The following is an 18,198-nucleotide window of genomic DNA, read 5'->3' on the forward strand; positions in this document are numbered from 1 at the left end:
GCTGCTGCCGACTTTCCAATCCGCGCAGTCCAAGCTTCCATTCTGGCAAGTCCGGCCGATTCTTCTGTCACTTTTTCATCTTCCCGCCGCCGTCTGCTTCGCTGATGCTCCGTGCCGCCAACGAAATCGGGACGCCGCATGGACCAGCATCTTATCGCCAGCGTCGGCCGGGACGGGCCGGCCCACCGCCACCCGCCCTCCAACCCCACCGCCGCGGTCGCCGTCCAGGCGGACGGCATCCACAAGCGGTTCGGATCGCTGGAGGTGCTGAAGGGCGTGTCGCTGACCGCCCGCGAAGGCGACGTCATCACGCTGATCGGCTCGTCCGGCTCGGGCAAGAGCACGCTTCTGCGCTGCATCAACATGCTGGAGGTCCCGGACGAGGGCCGCATCACCATCTGCGGCGAGACCATCGCGATGAAGACGGCGCGCGGACGGACCATGCCGGCCAACTCCCGTCAGGTCGACCGCATCCGCACCCGCCTCGGCATGGTGTTCCAGAACTTCAATCTCTGGACTCACATGACCATCCTGGAGAACGTGATCGAGGCGCCGGTGCATGTGCTGGGCGTGCCGAAGGGCGAGGCCATCGACCTCGCGAGAAGCCTGCTGGACAAGGTCGGCATCCTGGGCAAGGCCGATTGCTACCCGGTCCAGCTCTCCGGCGGCCAGCAGCAGCGCGCCGCCATCGCCCGCGCGCTCGCCATGCAGCCGAAGGTGATGCTGTTCGACGAGCCGACCTCGGCACTCGACCCCGAGCTGGTCGGCGAGGTTCTGCGCGTCATCCGCCAGTTGGCGGACGAGGGGCGCACCATGATCCTGGTGACGCACGAGATGGACTTCGCCCGCGAGGTCTCCTCCAAGGTCGTCTTCCTCCACCAGGGCCGCATCGAGGAGGAAGGGGCGCCCGACAGGGTGCTGACCAACCCGGATTCCGACCGCGTGCGCCAGTTCCTCTCCCGCCACCTTTCCGCCGCCTGAACGGCCCCCAAAAGGGGGGTGCGCCACAGAGGCGCAGGGTTCACGGCCTTCGCGACGATGACGGCCGACGGAGGCCCGTGCCAAAGTCCGCCGCTCCGCGGCCGGGCCGGATCTCAAAAAAACGGGCCTGAGCGGACAAACGAACACAGGATACCAACCAATGAAGAAGATCCTTTTGGCTCTGGTGCTGGGCGCCCTGGCGACCGGCAGCGCCGTTCCGGCGATGGCGAAGGACGCGAAGAAAATCCGCATCGCCTCGGAAGGCGCCTTCGCGCCGTGGAACGGCATGGATTCCTCGGGCAAGCTGGTCGGCTTCGAAATCGACCTCGCCTGGGACCTGTGCAAGCGGATCGAAGCCGACTGCGAGCTGGTGGCGATGGATTGGGACGGCATGATCCCGTCGCTCCAGCAGGGCAAGATCGACGCCATCATGGCCGGCATGACCATCACCGACGAGCGCAAGAAGGTCATCGCCTTCGCCGGTCCCTACGGCACCGAACAATCGACCTTCGCCACCCTGAAAACCTCCAAGCTGGCCGGTAGCGGCGTCGGTGTCGACCGCGTCGACCTCGCCGACGAGGCGGCGGCCAAGCCGGCGATCGCCAAGCTGGCCGCCCTGCTGAAGGGCAGGACGGTGGGCGTCCAGACCTCGACCATCCAGGTCGATTTCCTGGAAAAGCACCTGCCGGACGTGACGGTGCGCAATTACGACAAGATCGACAACGCCGCCATCGATCTGGCCGCCGGCCGCGTCGACGCCATCTTCGGCGACCGGTCGCCGATCGAGGCGCTCATGCGCGCCAGCGGCAACGAGGGCATGACCCTGTTCGGCCCGGCAATGACCCGCGGCGTGCTGGGCGAAGGCATGGGTGTCGGCCTGCGCAAGGCCGATGCCGAGCTGAAGGGACGGCTGGACAAGGCCATCGCCGATGCCGGCAAGGACGGCACCATCGCGACCTTGAGCCAGAAGCATTTCGGCTACGACGTTTCGGTGCGGTGACCGCGATGCTGGATCTCCTCACCTCCGGGCTGCACGGCTGGGGCCCACAGCTCCTGTCCGGGACGGCGATGACCATCGCGGTCGCGCTCTCGTCCTTCCTGCTGGGTCTCGCCTTCGGGGCCGCCGGCGCCGCCGCCAAGCTCAGCGACAGCCTGCTGCTGAGGGGTCTGGCGGAACTTTACACCACCGCCGTGCGCGGCGTGCCCGAACTTCTGGTGATCTACCTGCTGTTCTTCGGCGGTTCGGGCATGATCATGGCGGTGGCCGGCGTCTTCGGCTACGGCGGCCTCATCGAGCTGAACGCCTTCTCCATCGGCGTCGCCGCCGTCGGCCTGATTTCCGGCGCCTATTCGACCGAGGTCATCCGCGGCGCCGTTAAGTCGGTTCCCTACGGCCAGATCGAGGCGGCGCGGGCCTGCGGCATGGGGCGCTGGCGCATCCTGCGCCGGGTCCTGGTGCCGCAGACCCTGCGCTTCGCCCTGCCCGGCCTGGGCAATGTCTGGCAGCTGACGCTGAAGGACACGGCACTCATCTCCGTCACCGCATTGGCCGAGATCATGCGCGTCGCCCACACCGCCGCCGGCTCCACCCGGCAATCCTTCCTGTTCTACAGCGTCGCCGCCTTGCTCTACCTCGCGCTCACCACCGTCTCGACGACGGCGTTCCAGCGGGCCGAGCGCTATGCGAGCCGCGGCGTGCGGAGGGCCTGACGATGAACTGGACCCTGATGTGGGACAGCCTGCCGCGCCTGCTGGCGGCCCTGCCCCTGACCCTGCAACTGGTGACGCTGGCGCTGGCCTTCGGTGCGGTTCTGGCCTTCGCCACCGCCCTGCTGCGGCTGTCCGGCAACCGGGTGGCGGTGGCGCTCACCTCGGCCTACAGCTTCGTCTTCCGCGGCACGCCGCTGCTGGTGCAGATCTTCCTGATCTATTATGGCCTCAGCCAGATCGAGTTCATCCGCGACAGTTTCCTCTGGCCCGTCCTCAGCCAGCCGATGTGGTGCGCCATCCTGGCGCTGGCGCTCAACACCGGCGCCTACACCGCCGAGATCCTGCGCGGCGCCATCGAAACCGTGCCGCAGGGACAGGTGGAGGCGGCGCGGGCCTGCGGCATGTCGCGGCTGCGGGTTTTCCGCCGCATCGTCCTGCCGGTGGCGATCCGCCAGATGCTGCCGGCCTACGGCAACGAGGTGATCCTGATGGTGAAGGCCAGCTCGCTCGCCAGCACCATCACGATGATGGAGATCACCGGCGTCGCCCGTCGGATGATCGCCCAGACCTTCGCGGTGTTCGAGATCTTCATCGTCGCCGGCATCCTCTACCTGCTGATCAACTTCATCGCCACCCGCCTGATCAAGCACGCCGAATGGCGCATGACCCCCCATCTGCGGGCGCGGGCCTGAAGCGCCGCATTCATGCTATCCTGCCGTCCGGCTTCGACTGCACCAGCAACCGGACGACATGACCACCGCCGTCAGCGACCAGGACCGCCTCATCCCCCTCCCCGATGGCTCCGGCCGCCTCTCTGTCAAGGACTGGACGCCCGATGCGTCCGCATCACTGCCGCCGATCCTGCTGTTCCACGATTCGCTCGGCTGCGTCGACCTGTGGCGCAGCTTCCCGGCCCACCTCGCTGCGGCGACGGCGCGGCGGGTCGTCGCCTATGACCGGCTGGGCTTCGGCCGCTCCGATCCTCATCCCGGCACGCTGACCCTCGGCTTCGTCGCGGCGGAGGCGCGGGATATTGTTCCCCTCCTGCTCGACCATCTCGGCATCGGTGATTTCATCGCCTGCGGCCACAGCGTCGGCGGCGGCATGGCGGTGGAGACGGCGGCGCGCTTCCCCTCCCGCTGCCGCGCGCTGGTGACCATCGCCGCGCAAGCCTTCGTCGAGGACCGCACGCTGGCCGGAATCCGCGAGGCGAAGCAGGGCTTCCAGGACCCGGCACAGCTCGCCCGGCTGGCGCGATACCATGGCGGCAAGGCGCGCTGGGTGGCCGATGCCTGGACCGAAAGCTGGCTGTCCCCCGCCTTTGCCGGCTGGACCCTGGACGCCGCCCTGGCGGAGGTCCGCTGTCCGGTGCTGGCCCTGCATGGCGACCGCGACGAATACGGTTCGGCCGAACACCCCGCCCGCATCGCCGCCGGGCGCGGCACCGTCCGCCTGCTGCCCGACACCGGCCATGTCCCCCACCGCGAATGCGAGGACGCGGTGGTCGAGGCGATCAGGGATTTCCTGAAGAATCCCCTCTCCCCCCCGGGGAGAGGGTTAGGGTGAGGGGGTCGCGCGGCGGCATTTTTCCCGAAGATCCATCCTGTGCATCCCCCTCACCCAGCGCGGCATCCAGCAGTTCCGCCAACGCACCCACGCGATAGGGCTTCGGCAGCACCCGCACCCCTTCGATGCGGGCGATGTCCTCGCTGTAGCCGGTGGTCAACACGACCGGCAGGCCAGGCCGCAGGCGCCGGGCGGTATGGGCGAGGTCGACGCCGTTCATCGCCCCCGGCATCACCACGTCGCTGAACAGCAGGTCGATCCGCAGATCCCCGTCGGTCAGCAGCCCCAGTGCCTCCTCCGCATTGGCGGCGCGCAGCACGGCATAGCCGATCTCGTCGAGCGCCGCCGCCACCATGCTGCCGACGACGGGATCGTCCTCCACCAGCAGCAGGCGCCGACCCGCCCCGCGAGCGGTGTCCAGCGCCCGTTCGGCCGCCGGGGCCGCCACCGGCTTGGCCGTCCGCGGCAGGAACAGCGAGACGGCGGTGCCCCGGCCGGGAGCGCTGTCGATCTCCACCCGCCCCGACGATTGCCGGGTGAAGCCGTACACCTGCGCCAGCCCGAGGCCGGAGCCCTTGCCGACCTCCTTTGTGGTGAAAAACGGCTCGAAGACGCGGGCCTTCACCTCCGGCTCCATGCCGGTGCCGGTGTCGGCGACCGTCACCTGCACCAGATCGCCGCTGGCCCCAATCGCCGGCCGGTTGCGCGCGGTGACGCGCAGCCGCCCGCCCTCCGGCATGGCGTCGCGGGCATTGACGGCAAGGTTCAGGATCGCCAGTTCGAACTGGGTCGGATCGACCTCCACCGGCCACAGCCCCGGTTCGACCTGCGTCTCCAGCGTGATGTCGGCGCGGATGGCGCGGGTCAGCAGGTCGGCCATGCCCAGCAGCCGGTCGCGGACGTCCATCGGCTCCGGCCGCAGGGTCTGCCGGCGGGCGAAGGCCATCAGCTGCTGCACCAGCTTGGCGCCGCGGTCGATCGCCTGATGCCCGGTTTCCAGCAGCGGCTGGATCGACGGCTCCTTCGCCCGCCGCCCGACCAGCTGAAGGCAGCTCGCCAGCGCCTGGAGCAGGTTGTTGAAGTCATGGGCGATGCCGCCGGTCAGCTGGCCCATCGCCTCCATCTTCTGGCTCTGGCGCAGGGCGGCCTCGACCTTCTCGCGCTCGGCGATCTCGGCGTTCAGCGCCCCGTTGGCGGCGGACAGGTCGCGCGCCTGCTCCGCCAGATCGCGGTTGGCCCGCGTCAGCGCCGCCTGCGCCGCGCCAAGCACCAGCACGATCAGCAAAGTCATCGCCAGCAGCAGCGCCATGCCGACATAGCGCTCGGCCCGGCGGGCGAAGGGCTCCACCTGCGTGCGCAGCGACACGCTGCCGATGGCTCCCCCATCCTGCATCACCGGTACGGTCACCGTCAGATGGTCGCCATCGAAATGGTGGCCCAACGGCTCGGCAGCCTGCGGCACCGGCAGCATACCGCCCGCGGTATGGGCGGCGAACAGGCGACCATTGCCGTCATAGACGCCGGCCGCCTCGAATTCCGGGCTGGCGGACAGCGCCGCCACATATTCGCCGGCGGCGTTCCGATCGTTGAAGCTCAGCGCCGCGGTAACGGTGGCTGCCAGGATCCGCGCCTGCACCTCCACGTCGCCTGCCCGCTCGTCGCGATAGGCCTTTTCGCTGACCATCGCCATCAGCCCGCCGGCGATCAGCAGGATCGCCACCGCCAGTGCGGTCAGGCGCGGCGTGTGCCGCCAGAATCCGGCCAGATCGGTCACGTCGCCCCCTCCCGCTTTCTCATTGCCGAACCGCCAGACTCATCAGCTTGGAACTGATCGCCAGCCGGTTGTCCTGGGCCGCCGCCGCATCGATGACGAAGCGGACCCGATCCTCGCGCAGCACGAAGGTGATAACGGCTCCGGCTCCCGATCCGCCCGGCGCATCGGCATCGCTGACCGTCAGAACCGGCTCGCCGCGCTGCCGGTCCATCGGCACCGTCCCATAGAGCAGATGGCAGCCGGACCCTCTTTCGAAGCGTGGCCGCCGCACCAGCTCGATCGGCCGGCCGCCGGCGCTCTGCCCGGCGACGACACGGTCCAGCAGCTCGCCGAACGGGTCCACCCCTTCCACGCAGAGACGGAACGGGCTGTCGGTCGTGGCAAAGGCGCTCTGCGGCCAGGTGACGAAAGCGATGAACTTGTAGAGGAAGGTCGCCTTCACCGCCGCCTCCAGCGGTTCTGCCGCCGCGACCGGCCCCGGCGCACCGGCCAGCACCAGCAGCAGGCCCAGCGCCAGCGGACCGCCCCAGCGGATGGGTCGCTCCTCCACGCTCAGAACCCCACCCGCAGGCGGGCGTAGATGCTCCGCCCGATGGCGCGCGGCGCATTGTTGGACGGGTCGTAGGCCTCCAGATGGCGGGCATGCAGCAGATTCTGGCCGAACAGCGACAGCTCCAGCGCCGGGGTGACGTGCCAGCCCAGATGCAGGTCGGCCTCGGTATAGGCCGGGACGTTCGACACCGCGACCCGGCCGACCCGGCGCAGGGTGGCGTCGAACTCCACCTCCGGCGTCAGGTTCATCCGCGAGCGCAGCTGGAGCTGATAGGCCGGATCCTGCCCCGCGGCCTGAAAGCGCGACAGGTCATTCGCCCCCGGCTTCAGCCGCAGGCTCTTGTGCAGCCAGTTGGCCCCGGCATGCAGGGTCCACCAGCTGGTCAGCCCATAGCTGCCCCAGCCTTCCACACCATAGGTGCTGCCCTCCATGTCGTTGCGCAGCATGATCGGCAGGCCGCCACCGGTCATGCTGGTGGTGCGCAAGTCGTCATAGACATTGTAGAAGGCCGACAGCGCCACCCGGCTGTTCGCCGTGGGCTGGCCGCGATAGCCCACTTCGTAGGCGGTCAGCCGCTCCGACTGGAAATCCGGCGAGGGCGCCAGGATGCCGCCGCCCGACAGCTCGCGATCGATGCGTGACGGCGTGCGCACCGACCGGCTGACCGCCGTCCACAACATGTGCGCATCCGACAGCCGCCAGGCGAGCCGCAGGTTGGGCAGCAGGTCGAAGCCGGAATAGCTGTTGTATTCGGCCTTCAGGCCGACCGTCAGCTTCAGCTTCGGGGCCAGCGTCACCTCGTCCTGGGCGAACAGGCTGCCCAGCGAGATCGTCTTGTCCTCGTCCGGAAAACCGAAGGCCACCAGGGAGCGGAAGGCCGACTGCCACACCCGGTACTGCGCCCCCCAGACCAGCTGGTGCCGGCTGCCCAGCGCCACATTGTGCTGGGCCTGGACGTCGAAGGTCTGCACCCGGTCGGTCGCGACCAGATAGTCGCGGTTCTGCTGGTCGTAATAGGCCTGGAGCTGCACCGACGACCCGTCGCCCAGCTTGTGCGTCCAGCGCCCGAGCAGGTTCCCGCCATGCAGCGTGGTGTCGAGCCATTCCGTATGGTTGCGGTACAGATCGCCCTGAAGGGTGTACGACGCCGCCCCGCCCGCCGCCCCGTCCCCCGTCTTGCCATCCAGCCGGAATCCGGCCTGCGACCCGTCGAAGGCGTCGGTCGAGGCATCGCCCCGCGTCACCGCGAAGCTGCTGCGCCGGTCGAAGCCGGTCAGATAGCCGCGCAGCGCCATCGCGCCATCCGCCGCCTTCACGCCATAGCGCAGCGTGCCGTTGCGCTCGCCGGAGCCGGCGCCGACCTCGGCGAATCCGCCGGTGCTGTCGCCGGCGGAGCGGGTGATGACGTTGACGACGCCGTTGACCGCGTTGGCACCCCACAGCGTGCCGCCGGGGCCGCTGACCACCTCGATCCGCTCGATCTCCGACAGGGGGACGTTCACCCCTTCCCAGAAGACGGTGGAGGCGACCGGCGAATAGACGCTGCGGCCGTCGACCATAACCTGGAGCTTGTTGGAGGATTCCGGCGAGTTGAAGCCGCGGGCGGTGACGGTATAGCCGGCGGTGTTCAGCCGCGCGACCTCCAGGTTGGGCGCCAGCCGCAGCGCTTCGGGCAGGCTGGTGGCGCCGGACCGCCGGATGTCCTCCGCCGTGATGACATAGACCGCCGCCGCCGCATCGCTCAGCGGTTCCGGCCGCTTTGAGATCGAGGTGACCTTGATCGCCCCCAGCTCCTCGATCGACAGGGTCGACAGATCCTCGATTGTCTGGGCCGGCGCGGCATGGGGGACCAGAAGCAGCGACAGCGACAGGATGGCGCCCAGCCTGCGGGCCGGACCGCCTGCCCCCTCGATCCTGTCGCACCGGCTCTCGCGACGGAAGGCTGGCCCTGGCATGGATGCTTGCTTGCTCTGTTCAGTGTCTGCACGAACGAGCTTTATAGCAGCCTTGAGCGTGACCTCCCGCTAGGCGGAACGGCCGAGTTTTACCTGGAGCTTTCGGGCGTCTGACCACCGGAGTCTGCCACCCGCTCACGCTCCGCCCGCAGCAGGGCGAGCTTCGACTCCAGCTTGCAGATCTTCCTGTCGAGCTTGCGCAGCCGCTTGCGCGGCGCCTTCCCTTCAACCGATCCCGCTTCGACGCCTTGGCGGATCCTCTCGTTGATCGCCGCCTTGGCCGTGTCGCTCAGCCGTTTCCACCCCTTCACCTCCGCCTTGCTGCGGTGGCAGCCCAGGCAGGCACCGCCCCCGCCGAAGCGGCAGAGGCCGATGCAGGGATTGCCGGTGTCCGTTCCCGATGCCTTTTTGCTCAGCTTTCCGCTCATGGGACCTGCCGCGTGGTCGTCTCCGGTCGACGACAATGTGCACCGGGACGCCCGTCCGGCAATGGCGGCCGGCGGAAGGGTGACATGCAGGCGACCGGGCATTCCTTCCAAGCCATCAGGATGTAGGGATATCCGGAAGAGTAATTCCATACAAAGATGCGACATACCGCCGCATTCGGCCCTCGCAAGCCACGGCGGCCCCACCATCGACTTGCCGAATCCCTACAAATAATCCATACAAACTACATTGTCGGATGGCCACCCCTCCATACGCCTGCCGGTGCGGGCAGGTGGCCGGACCTCCTCTTCGTGCCAGGTGATCCATGCCCAGCGATGCGCCCATCATCACCCGCCGCCCCGACCATGCGGCCGCCAATCCGGACCCGCCGCCGGCTTATGCTCCCCACCGCAAGATCCATCCCAAGGCGGTGCGCGGGCGATACCGGCGTATGAAGACGGTGCTGGGCGTGGTGCTGCTGGCGCTGTTCGCCGTCCTGCCCTGGTTGCGCTGGGATCGCGGACCGGGTCTGCCCGATCAGGCGGTGCTGTTCGACCTGGGCAGCCAGCGCTTCTACATCTTCGCCCTGCAACTGTGGCCGCAGCATGTCTATTACATCACCGGCGTGATGATCATCGCCGCCATCGGGCTGTTCCTGGCGACGGCGCTGGGCGGGCGGGTCTGGTGCGGCTTCACCTGTCCGCAGACGGTGTGGACCGACCTGTTCGTCTGGGTGGAGCGGCGGGTGGAGGGCGACCGCGGCGACCGCATCCGGCTGGACAAGCATCCCTGGACCGCCGGCTGGCTGGCGAAGAAGACGGTCAAGCATGCGGCGTGGCTGGCGGTCTCGCTGGTCACCGGTTTCCTCGGCATCGCCTATCTGACCGACGCGCCGGCGCTCGCGGTCGATCTGCTGCGCTTCGACGCCTCCGCACTCGCCGCCGGGTCGGTCCTGTTCATCGCCGCCTGCACCTACGCCATGGCCGGCTTCATGCGCGAACAGATGTGCTTCTACGTCTGCCCATGGCCGCGTATCCAGGCCGCGATGCTGGACGAGGAGAGCCTGGTCGTCACCTATCAGGACTGGCGCGGCGAAGGGCGGGCCCCCTTGCGCAAAAGCGAGGGGTGGGACACCCGCACCCACAAGGGCCAGGGCGACTGCATCGACTGCGACCAGTGCGTGCAGGTCTGCCCGACCGGCATCGACATCCGTGACGGCATCCAGATGGAATGCATCGGCTGCGGCCTGTGCGTCGACGCCTGCAACGACGTGATGGCCCGCATCGGCCGGCCCGGCGACCTGATCCGCTTCGACACTCTGACGGCACAGGCCGCCAAGGCGACCGGCACGCCGCCCGCCCGCTACCGCCTGATCCGGCCGCGCACCATCGTCTATGGCCTGATGCTGGTGGTGGTCGGCGGGGTGATGGCGATCGCGCTGGCGATGAAGTCCAGCAACGACGTCTCCGTCCTGCGCGACCGGGCGCCGCTGTTCGTCACGCTGACCGACGGCCGCATCCAGAACGCCTACACCATCAAGATTTCCAACATGTCGCTGACCGAGCGCCACTATCGCCTGACCCTGTCGGGTCTGCCGCAGGCGAGCCTCAGCCTGTCCGGCGACGGCAGCGAGGCCGGCGAACTGTCGCTGTCCGCCCGCGCCAACGCGGTGGAGACCTACCGCATCCAGGTCCGCGTGCCGCAGGCGGCGCTGCCGGCCTCCTCCACCCCGGTGACCGTCACCCTGACCCCCGACACCGGCGCCGGCCAACCGGCCAGACACGACAGCGTCTTCCTGGCGCCGTGACCGGTCGCGCAACGTGAATCGCCCTCTCCCACCCCGGGAGAGGGGATGGCACCTGCACCCAAACACGCATATGATGCGGACGGTGCCGCAGCATGCAGGCAAGGGAACGGCCAGGACATCCATGCAATCCGAATACGCAGGACAAGCCGACCCGGCGGATACCGCCATCTGGCAGCCCGACCTGACCAACCGTGCCAAGCCGGTCTATCTCGCCATCGCCGACGCCCTTGCCGACGACATCGCCGCCGGCCGGCTGGCGGCCGGACAGCGGCTGCCGCCGCAACGCCTGCTGGCCGACCGGCTGGGCGTCGACCTGACCACCGTCAGCCGCGCCTACAGCGAGGCCCGCCGCCGCGGCCTGCTCGACGCCCGCGTCGGCCAGGGCACCTTCGTCAGCGCACGGAACACGGCGCCGAACAGTCCGCCGGTCGAGGCCGCCCCGACCCGCCCGACCTCCACCGCCCCGGCCGCGGTCATCGACATGACGATGAACCAGCCGCCGCTGCCCGATGCTCCGGACCTGCTGGACCGCGTGCGCCGCGGTTTGGCCCAGGCGATGCTGCGGCTCGACCCGCAGGCGCTGCTGCGCTACCCGGAGACCGGTGCCGGGTTCCGCAGCGCGGAGGAGGACCGCGCCGCCGGCGCGGGCTGGCTCGCCAAACGCCTGCCGAACCTCGACGATCCCGGCCGCATCGTCGTCTGCCCCGGCACGCAATCCGCCCTGCTGGCCCTGCTCTGCATGCTGACCCGCCCCGGCGACATTGTCTGTACGGAGGCGCTGACCTATCCCGGCTTCAAGGCCATCGCCCGGCAGCTCGGCCTGCGGGTGGTCGGGGTGGCGATGGACGGCGACGGCCTCGATCCCGACGCCCTGCGCGCCGCGGTGGCGGCCCATGCCCCGAAGGCCCTTTACTGCACCCCCACCCTGCACAACCCGACCACGGCGACCCTGCCGGCGGAACGGCGCGCCGCCATCGCCGCCATCGCCCGCGACCACAACATCCCGATCATCGAGGACGACATCTACGGCGTGCTGCCGCAGGACGCCCCGCCGCCCATCGCCGCCCTGGCGCCCGACGTGACCTTCCACGTCGTCGGCCTCGCCAAATGCGTGGCACCCGGCCTGCGCATCACCTATGTCGCAGCCCCCGACAGCCGTCAGGCGATGCGGCTGGCCGCCGCCCAGCGCGCCACCATCCTCGGCACCCCGCCGGTCCCCGCCGCCATCGCCACCCAATGGATCACCGACGGCACCGCCGACGCGCTGCTGACCGCCATCCGAGCCGAGGCCTCGGCCCGCCAGGGCATGGCGCGCGACCTCCTGCCGCCGGCCACGGCGACCGCCCATGCGCAAGGCTTCCATTTGTGGCTGAGCCTGCCGCCGGCCTGGACCCGCGGCGAATTCGCGGCATATCTGCGCAGCCACGGCATCGCCGCCGCCGTCAGCGACACCTTCCTGACCGCCGGCACGGCGCCGGAGGCCCTGCGCATCTGCCTGGGCGCCCCCATCGGCCGCGCCGACTGCTGCCGCATGCTGGAAACCCTCGCCGACGCCCTGGACCAGAGCCCCGCCCTGGCTGGCATCGTGATCTGAGGCTTCAGACGAGATCCCGCGCCATGCCCGACCGCACCAGCAGATCGGTGTCGGGCGAGAATCGCGCCTTCAGCGGCAGCATCGCCGCCCCCAGCACGCGGGCCATCGGCCCGATGGAACCGGCCATCACCGGTGCGGCCTTCAACCCCGACCGGTTGAAGCACCCGACCGCCGCCGACAGCCGCTGCGTGAAGCGGTCGCGCCAGGACGGCGGCAGGAAGCCGTCGACCACCACCTCCTGGAAGTCGATGACGCTCAGCGCCGAGACGACGCCGCGCGACAGCTCGGCGCAGGCCGTTTCCGCCCAGGCGTCAAAGATGGCATCCGCCTTCTCCCCGGCCCCGTCCGGCAATGTGGCCGACAGCGCCGCCGACGGATCGATCCCGGCAGCCTCCAATGCGCGTTCCAGCAGGAAGACCGAGGCGCTGTGGATCAGCTGCCCCGGTGGAGTGCCCGGCCCGGTCGGTCCGGTGGGCATCGACCCGATGGCGCCGGCATTGCCCTGCTCCCCCCGGTACAGCCGGCCGTCGATCACCACCCCGCCGCCGATGAAGGTGCCGAGATAGATGTACAGCGCGCTGCGGCTGGTGATGGCGTCGCCGGCGATCATCTCCGCCGCGCAGGCCGCCGCGGCGTCGTTGTAGAGCGTCACCGGCAATCCGGTCTCGCGCGCGAAGGCGCCGCAGATGTCGGCATCGCGCCAGCCGTCCAGCGCCCCCGGCGCCAGCCCCAGCTCCGCCGACCAGGCATGGATTTCGTCCGGCATGGCGATGCCCAGCCCGACCACCCGCGCGCGCGCCGCCGGCGACAGATGCGCCAGCAGCCCGGACGCCTGGGCGATCGCGGTGGCGATCGTCGGCTCCGGCAGCGGCGCGTCATAGCGCACCCGGCTCGCCCCCAGCTCCTCCCCCAGCAGGTTGATCAGGATCGACTCGACACTGCGCCGGCCGATCTTCACCCCCAGCGCATAGGCACCTTCCGGATTCGGCGCGATCGGGGTGGATGGCTGGCCGACCTGCCCGCGCACCTTGTCGAGCTTGACCAGCAGGCCGTCCTCCAGCAGCCGGTTGACGATCACCGACGCCGCCTGCCCGCTCAGCCCGGTCTCCCGCGCGATTTCCGCCTTGGACAGCATGCCGGCCTGCAACAGCGCATGCATGACCAGCCGCTCGTTGTAGGCGCGCAGCCCGGTGGTGTCGCCGCCCCGCATCCTCCCGCCGCCTCTCCGCCTTGAAACCCAGCAATAGTCCGTATAACAACCAATCCTAACAAAATCAAAGTGATTTATTTAACGCCGATTAACCACTGCAATAATCCCTCTTATCGATCAGCGTTGTAACGTCGCCACCCTAGCAAGCGGCACTCCAACGGCACAAGGACGGCGGCGAATCCGGCTTATTCCTTCTGTCATATATATACCAATCCCATCCGCCACTCGCGGCAAAACCGGCGTCATACCTCTCCGGATATCAAAATCAGTGTGATTTATCTATTGCACCCAGCCTCAGGCTGAGTCACATTGTTAGTGCGCTCCACAAACCAGTTGCCGCAGAGCATCCGGATGTCGGGCGATCAGTCGCAAAGGCCGGCGGGACCAGAGCCAGGGCGCGGCCGGGCAGGACATTGGGGAGGAAAACAGGAATGAAGCGTGCGCTTTCCTTGATCGGCGCGGCCGTCGCCGCGTTTCTCGGCAGCTCCGCCCAGGCGGAAACGCTGTCCATCGCCACGGTGAACAACGGCGACATGATCCGCATGCAGAAGCTGTCGGAGCATTTCACCAAGGCGCATCCCGACATCACGCTGAACTGGGTGACGCTGGAAGAGAATGTGCTGCGCCAGCGCGTCACCACCGACATCGCCGCCAAGGGCGGCCAGTACGACATCATGACCATCGGCACCTACGAGGTTCCGATCTGGACCAAGCAGAAGTGGCTGATGCCGCTGACCAAGCTCGGCGCCAACTATGACGTCGAGGATCTGCTGCCCTCCATCCGCAACGGCCTGACCACCGACGGCACCCTCTATGCCGCGCCCTTCTACGGCGAAAGCTCGATGGTCATGTACCGCAAGGACCTGTTCGAGAAGGCCGGCCTGACCATGCCGGAGGCGCCGACCTGGGCCTTCGTCTCCGACGCGGCGCGCAAGCTGACCGACAAGAAGGCCGAGGTCTACGGCATCTGCCTGCGCGGCAAGGCCGGCTGGGGCGAGAACATGGCCTTCCTCAGCGCCATGGCGAACTCCTTCGGCGCCAGCTGGTTCGACATGAACTGGAAGCCGCAGTTCAACACCGATCCGTGGAAGCAGACGCTGACCACCTATCTCGGCCTGATGAAGGATGCCGGCCCGCCGGGCGCCTCCTCCAACGGCTTCAACGAGAATCTGGCGCTGTTCCAGTCGGGCAAATGCGCGATGTGGATCGACGCCACCGTCGCCGCCTCCTTCGTCTCCAACCCGGCGCAGAGCAAGGTGGCGGACAAGGTCGGCTACGCGCTGGCCCCCGATACCGGTCTCGGCAAGCGGTCCAACTGGCTGTGGGCCTGGAGCCTGGGAATTCCCGCCAGCAGCAAGAAGGGCGACGCCGCGCAGGCCTTCATCGCCTGGGCGACCTCCAAGGAGTATCTCGACCTCGTCGCCAAGGAGGAGGGCTGGGCCAACGTGCCGCCGGGCACCCGCAGCTCGCTCTATGCCAACCCTGAATACCGCAAGGCCGCTCCCTTCGCCGACCTGACGCTGAAGTCGATCCAGGCCGCCGATCCGCAGCACCCGACGGTCCAGCCGGTCCCCTACACCGGCGTGCAGTTCGTCGCCATCCCCGAGTTCCAGGGCATCGGCACGGCTGTGGGCCAAGCCTTCTCCGCCGCGCTCGCCGGCCAGACGACCGCCGATCAGGCCCTGCAGACCGCCCAGACGCTCGCCACCCGCGAGATGACCAAGGCCGGCTACATCAAGTAAGCGGACACGCCTGACCTTCCGTCCTGTCCGATCATGGCAAAGCCATCTTCCGCCGTCATTCCGGCCTTCACGGGCATGGCGGCGGAAGATGGCCGCGCCCCGCAACGCCGCTACCCAAGGGTCGAGCCATGGCCACCGCACATTCGCGTGCAGCCGCGCGCCTGACGATGTCTCCGGCCGTCATCCTGCTGCTCGGCTGGATGCTGATCCCGCTCGTGATGACGCTCTACTTCTCCTTCCTCCGCTACAACCTGCTGATGCCGGGGACGGAGGAGTTCATCGGCACGCTGAACTACCAGTATTTCCTCACCGATCCGGCCTTCTTCTCCGCCCTCGGCAACACGCTGGCGCTCGTCGGCGGGGTGCTGGTGCTGACCATCGCCGGCGGGATCGGGCTGGCCCTGCTGCTCGACCAGCCCTTCTGGGGGCGCGGCATCGTCCGCCTTCTGGTCATCGCGCCCTTCTTCGTCATGCCCACCGTCTCGGCGCTGGTATGGAAGAACATGCTGATGAACCCGGTGAACGGCCTGTTCGCCGCCATCGCGAAGGGGGTGGGGCTCCAGCCCTTCGACTTCCTGGCCGAGGCGCCGCTGTCCTCGATCATCCTGATCGTGACGTGGCAGTGGCTGCCCTTCGCCACGCTGATCCTGCTGACCGCCCTCCAGTCGCTCGACCGCGAAAGGCTGGAGGCGGCGGAGATGGACGGCGCCGGAGCACTCGACCGCTTCATCCACATCATCCTGCCCCATCTGGCGCGTGCGATGACGGTGGTGACGCTGATCCAGACCATCTTCCTGCTGTCGGTCTTCGCCGAGATCCTGGTGACGACCAACGGCGGCCCCGGCACCGCCACCACCAACATCACCTATCTCGTCTATGCCCAATCGCTGCTGCAGTTCGATGTCGGCGGCGGCTCCGCGGGCGGCATCGTCGCCGTCGTCCTCGCCAACATCGTCGCCGTCTTCCTGATGAGGATGATCGGCCGCAACCTGGACATCTGACCATGGCGCGCGCTGCAACCAACCGCCGCATGCTGGTCGTGACCCTGATCGCCTGGACCGTCGGGATCGTGATCTTCTTCCCCATCCTGTGGACCGCCCTGACCAGCTTCAAGACGGAGGCCGAGGCGGTGGCGGCCCCGCCGACCTTCCTCGCCTTCCACTGGACGCTGGAGAATTATGCCGAGGTCCAGCAGCGGTCCGACTATTTCCTCCATTTCTGGAACTCGGTGGTCATCTCGGTCGGCTCGACGCTTCTTGGCCTGCTGGTCGCGGTCCCCGCCGCCTGGTCGATGGCCTTCGTGCCCGGCAAGCGCACCCGCGACGTGCTGATGTGGATGCTGTCGACCAAGATGCTGCCGCCGGTCGGCGTGCTGATCCCGATCTACCTGCTGTTCCGCGATTTCGGGCTGCTCGACAGCCGCATCGGCCTGGTCATCGTGCTGACGCTGATCAACCTGCCGATCATCGTCTGGATGCTGTTCACCTACTTCCGCGAAATCCCGGGCGAGATCCTGGAAGCCTCACGGATGGACGGCGCCGGCCTGCGCGACGAGATCCTGTTCGTCCTCCTGCCGATGGCGGTGCCCGGCATCGCCTCCACCCTGCTGCTGAACATCATCCTGGCATGGAACGAGGCCTTCTGGACGCTGAACCTGTCCGCCTCGCAGTCGGCGCCGCTGACCGCCTTCATCGCCAGCTATTCGAGCCCGGAGGGGCTGTTCTACGCGAAACTGTCGGCCGCCTCGACCATGGCGGTCGCGCCGATCCTGGTTCTCGGCTGGTTCAGCCAGAAGCAGCTGGTGCGCGGCCTGACCTTCGGCGCCGTGAAGTAAGGGGGGAACCCGCTATGGGTCAGATCACGCTCGACCGCGTCACCAAAAGCTTCGGCGAGATCGACGTCATCCCGCCGCTGGACCTTTCCATCGGCAATGGCGAATTCGTGGTGTTCGTCGGCCCGTCGGGCTGCGGCAAGTCCACGCTGCTGCGCCTGATCGCCGGGCTGGAGGACGTGTCGTCCGGCACCATCCGCATCGACGGCAAGGACGCCACCGCCCTGCCGCCCGCCCAGCGCGGGCTGGCGATGGTGTTCCAGTCCTACGCGCTCTATCCGCACATGACCGTGCGCAACAACATCGCCTTCCCGCTGAAGATGGCCCGGCTGGACAAGTCCGCCATCGACCGCAAGGTGGAGGCGGCGGCCAAGGTGCTGAACCTCACCAACTATCTCGACCGCCGTCCCGGCCAGCTCTCCGGCGGCCAGCGCCAGCGTGTCGCCATCGGCCGCGCCATCGTCCGCGAGCCGACCGCCTTCCTGTTCGACGAGCCGCTGTCGAACCTGGACGCCGCACTCCGCGTCAACATGCGCCTGGAAATCTCCGAGCTGCACGCCAGCCTCGGCACCACCATGATCTATGTGACCCACGATCAGGTGGAGGCCATGACCATGGCCGACAAGATCGTGGTGCTGAACGCCGGCCGGATCGAGCAGGTGGGCTCTCCCATCGAACTCTACAGCCGTCCGCGCAACCGCTTCGTCGCCGGTTTCATCGGCTCCCCCCGCATGAACTTCATCGAGGGCGAGTCCGCGCGCGGCGACGGCGCCGACTGCATCGGCATCCGGCCTGAACATCTGATTTTGTCCACCGAAAGCGGCCGCTGGGCCGGCACCGTCACCGTGTCCGAACATCTGGGCTCCGACACCTTCGTCTATGTGCAGGTGGAGGGCATCGGCACGCTGGTGGCGCGGGCCGGCGGCGAGTTCCCGGTGCGTCACGGCGACCGCGTCTGGCTGACGCCGCAAACCGAAAAGCTCCACCGCTTCGATGGTCAGGGCAACGCCCTGTCCTCCGCGGCGGCGGGCATGAAAGTGGCTTGAAAG

16 protein-coding genes are annotated in these 18,198 nt (G+C 68.4%); 11 read left to right on the forward strand and 5 right to left on the reverse strand.

What is annotated here, in order from left to right; genetic code table 11:
- Positions 1-138 precede the first annotated feature (138 nt).
- The 5 genes from J2848_RS17285 (at position 139) to J2848_RS17305 (ending at position 4,257) form a co-directional block, all read left to right on the forward strand.
- Complete coding sequence (locus tag J2848_RS17285) at positions 139-981, forward strand: ABC transporter ATP-binding protein (RefSeq protein ID WP_149232246.1); 843 nt, start codon at positions 139-141, stop codon at positions 979-981.
- Between the two features lie 160 nt (positions 982-1,141).
- Entirely contained in the window at positions 1,142-1,981 is an 840-nt protein-coding gene (locus J2848_RS17290) for a transporter substrate-binding domain-containing protein (RefSeq protein ID WP_149232245.1), read from the forward strand.
- A 5-nt stretch (positions 1,982-1,986) separates the two neighbouring features.
- On the forward strand, positions 1,987-2,691 hold the full coding sequence (locus J2848_RS17295; protein WP_149232244.1) for an ABC transporter permease: 705 nt from the start codon (positions 1,987-1,989) through the stop codon (positions 2,689-2,691).
- Positions 2,692-2,693: 2 nt separating this feature from the next.
- On the forward strand, positions 2,694-3,383 hold the full coding sequence (locus J2848_RS17300; protein WP_149232243.1) for an ABC transporter permease: 690 nt from the start codon (positions 2,694-2,696) through the stop codon (positions 3,381-3,383).
- Between the two features lie 58 nt (positions 3,384-3,441).
- On the forward strand, positions 3,442-4,257 hold the full coding sequence (locus tag J2848_RS17305) for an alpha/beta fold hydrolase (protein WP_149232242.1): 816 nt from the start codon (positions 3,442-3,444) through the stop codon (positions 4,255-4,257).
- Here J2848_RS17305 and J2848_RS17310 read toward each other — a convergent pair.
- The 4 genes from J2848_RS17310 to J2848_RS17325 form a co-directional block, all read right to left on the reverse strand.
- A complete protein-coding gene (locus tag J2848_RS17310; RefSeq protein WP_149232241.1) occupies positions 4,205-6,031 on the reverse strand; it encodes an ATP-binding protein in 1,827 nt (608 codons plus the stop codon). The two genes, J2848_RS17305 and J2848_RS17310, sit on opposite strands and share 53 nt — an antisense overlap.
- Before the next feature lie 19 nt (positions 6,032-6,050).
- Positions 6,051-6,581 (reverse strand): YfiR family protein, encoded by a 531-nt coding sequence (locus tag J2848_RS17315; protein ID WP_170307081.1) that lies wholly within the window; start codon positions 6,579-6,581, stop codon positions 6,051-6,053.
- Between the two features lie 2 nt (positions 6,582-6,583).
- Positions 6,584-8,539: a TOL_0244 family TonB-dependent receptor gene (locus J2848_RS17320; protein ID WP_149232239.1), complete on the reverse strand. Its 1,956-nt coding sequence runs from the start codon at positions 8,537-8,539 to the stop codon at positions 6,584-6,586.
- An 89-nt stretch (positions 8,540-8,628) separates the two neighbouring features.
- Complete coding sequence (locus tag J2848_RS17325; protein ID WP_149232238.1) at positions 8,629-8,967, reverse strand: DUF1289 domain-containing protein; 339 nt, start codon at positions 8,965-8,967, stop codon at positions 8,629-8,631.
- A gap of 323 nt (positions 8,968-9,290) precedes the next feature.
- Here J2848_RS17325 and ccoG point away from each other — a divergent pair, with 323 nt between their 5' ends.
- Both ccoG and J2848_RS17335 read left to right on the forward strand, forming a co-directional pair.
- Complete coding sequence (ccoG, locus tag J2848_RS17330) at positions 9,291-10,772, forward strand: cytochrome c oxidase accessory protein CcoG (protein ID WP_149232237.1); 1,482 nt, start codon at positions 9,291-9,293, stop codon at positions 10,770-10,772.
- Positions 10,773-10,893: 121 nt separating this feature from the next.
- Positions 10,894-12,366 carry an aminotransferase-like domain-containing protein gene (locus tag J2848_RS17335; RefSeq protein WP_149232236.1) on the forward strand — a complete coding sequence of 491 codons (1,473 nt, stop codon included), beginning with the start codon at positions 10,894-10,896 and terminating at the stop codon, positions 12,364-12,366.
- 4 nt (positions 12,367-12,370) lie between these two features.
- Here the strand turns inward: J2848_RS17335 and J2848_RS17340 are convergent, their stop codons facing one another.
- Positions 12,371-13,576, reverse strand: coding sequence for an ROK family transcriptional regulator (locus tag J2848_RS17340; RefSeq protein ID WP_149232235.1), 1,206 nt, complete (start codon positions 13,574-13,576; stop codon positions 12,371-12,373).
- A gap of 431 nt (positions 13,577-14,007) precedes the next feature.
- Here J2848_RS17340 and J2848_RS17345 point away from each other — a divergent pair, with 431 nt between their 5' ends.
- The 4 genes from J2848_RS17345 to J2848_RS17360 all read left to right on the forward strand — a co-directional run bounded on the left by J2848_RS17345 (position 14,008) and on the right by J2848_RS17360 (position 18,195).
- Positions 14,008-15,318 carry an ABC transporter substrate-binding protein gene (locus J2848_RS17345; protein ID WP_149232234.1) on the forward strand — a complete coding sequence of 437 codons (1,311 nt, stop codon included), beginning with the start codon at positions 14,008-14,010 and terminating at the stop codon, positions 15,316-15,318.
- Positions 15,319-15,446: 128 nt separating this feature from the next.
- Positions 15,447-16,319, forward strand: coding sequence for a carbohydrate ABC transporter permease (locus J2848_RS17350; RefSeq protein ID WP_149232233.1), 873 nt, complete (start codon positions 15,447-15,449; stop codon positions 16,317-16,319).
- A gap of 2 nt (positions 16,320-16,321) precedes the next feature.
- Positions 16,322-17,152, forward strand: coding sequence for a carbohydrate ABC transporter permease (locus J2848_RS17355; protein WP_149232232.1), 831 nt, complete (start codon positions 16,322-16,324; stop codon positions 17,150-17,152).
- A gap of 14 nt (positions 17,153-17,166) precedes the next feature.
- On the forward strand, positions 17,167-18,195 hold the full coding sequence (locus tag J2848_RS17360) for an ABC transporter ATP-binding protein (protein ID WP_149232231.1): 1,029 nt from the start codon (positions 17,167-17,169) through the stop codon (positions 18,193-18,195).
- Positions 18,196-18,198 lie beyond the last annotated feature (3 nt).

The organism is Azospirillum lipoferum (genome assembly GCF_024170005.1).
GTDB classification, from domain to species: Bacteria; Pseudomonadota; Alphaproteobacteria; order Azospirillales; family Azospirillaceae; genus Azospirillum; species Azospirillum lipoferum.

Bases quoted from the DNA above. Each gene is read 5' to 3' on its own strand.
- J2848_RS17355 (WP_149232232.1), top strand. From the start codon at position 16,322: ATGGCGCGCGCTGCAACCAACCGCCGCATGCTGGTCGTGACCCTGATC.
- J2848_RS17325 (WP_149232238.1), bottom strand. From the start codon at position 8,967: ATGAGCGGAAAGCTGAGCAAAAAGGCATCGGGAACGGACACCGGCAAT.
- J2848_RS17290 (WP_149232245.1), top strand. From the start codon at position 1,142: ATGAAGAAGATCCTTTTGGCTCTGGTGCTGGGCGCCCTGGCGACCGGC.
- J2848_RS17340 (WP_149232235.1), bottom strand. From the start codon at position 13,576: ATGCGGGGCGGCGACACCACCGGGCTGCGCGCCTACAACGAGCGGCTG.
- J2848_RS17305 (WP_149232242.1), top strand. From the start codon at position 3,442: ATGACCACCGCCGTCAGCGACCAGGACCGCCTCATCCCCCTCCCCGAT.
- J2848_RS17300 (WP_149232243.1), top strand. From the start codon at position 2,694: ATGAACTGGACCCTGATGTGGGACAGCCTGCCGCGCCTGCTGGCGGCC.
- J2848_RS17320 (WP_149232239.1), bottom strand. From the start codon at position 8,539: ATGCCAGGGCCAGCCTTCCGTCGCGAGAGCCGGTGCGACAGGATCGAG.
- J2848_RS17295 (WP_149232244.1), top strand. From the start codon at position 1,987: ATGCTGGATCTCCTCACCTCCGGGCTGCACGGCTGGGGCCCACAGCTC.
- ccoG (WP_149232237.1), top strand. From the start codon at position 9,291: ATGCCCAGCGATGCGCCCATCATCACCCGCCGCCCCGACCATGCGGCC.
- J2848_RS17335 (WP_149232236.1), top strand. From the start codon at position 10,894: ATGCAATCCGAATACGCAGGACAAGCCGACCCGGCGGATACCGCCATC.
- J2848_RS17350 (WP_149232233.1), top strand. From the start codon at position 15,447: ATGGCCACCGCACATTCGCGTGCAGCCGCGCGCCTGACGATGTCTCCG.
- J2848_RS17285 (WP_149232246.1), top strand. From the start codon at position 139: ATGGACCAGCATCTTATCGCCAGCGTCGGCCGGGACGGGCCGGCCCAC.
- J2848_RS17360 (WP_149232231.1), top strand. From the start codon at position 17,167: ATGGGTCAGATCACGCTCGACCGCGTCACCAAAAGCTTCGGCGAGATC.
- J2848_RS17345 (WP_149232234.1), top strand. From the start codon at position 14,008: ATGAAGCGTGCGCTTTCCTTGATCGGCGCGGCCGTCGCCGCGTTTCTC.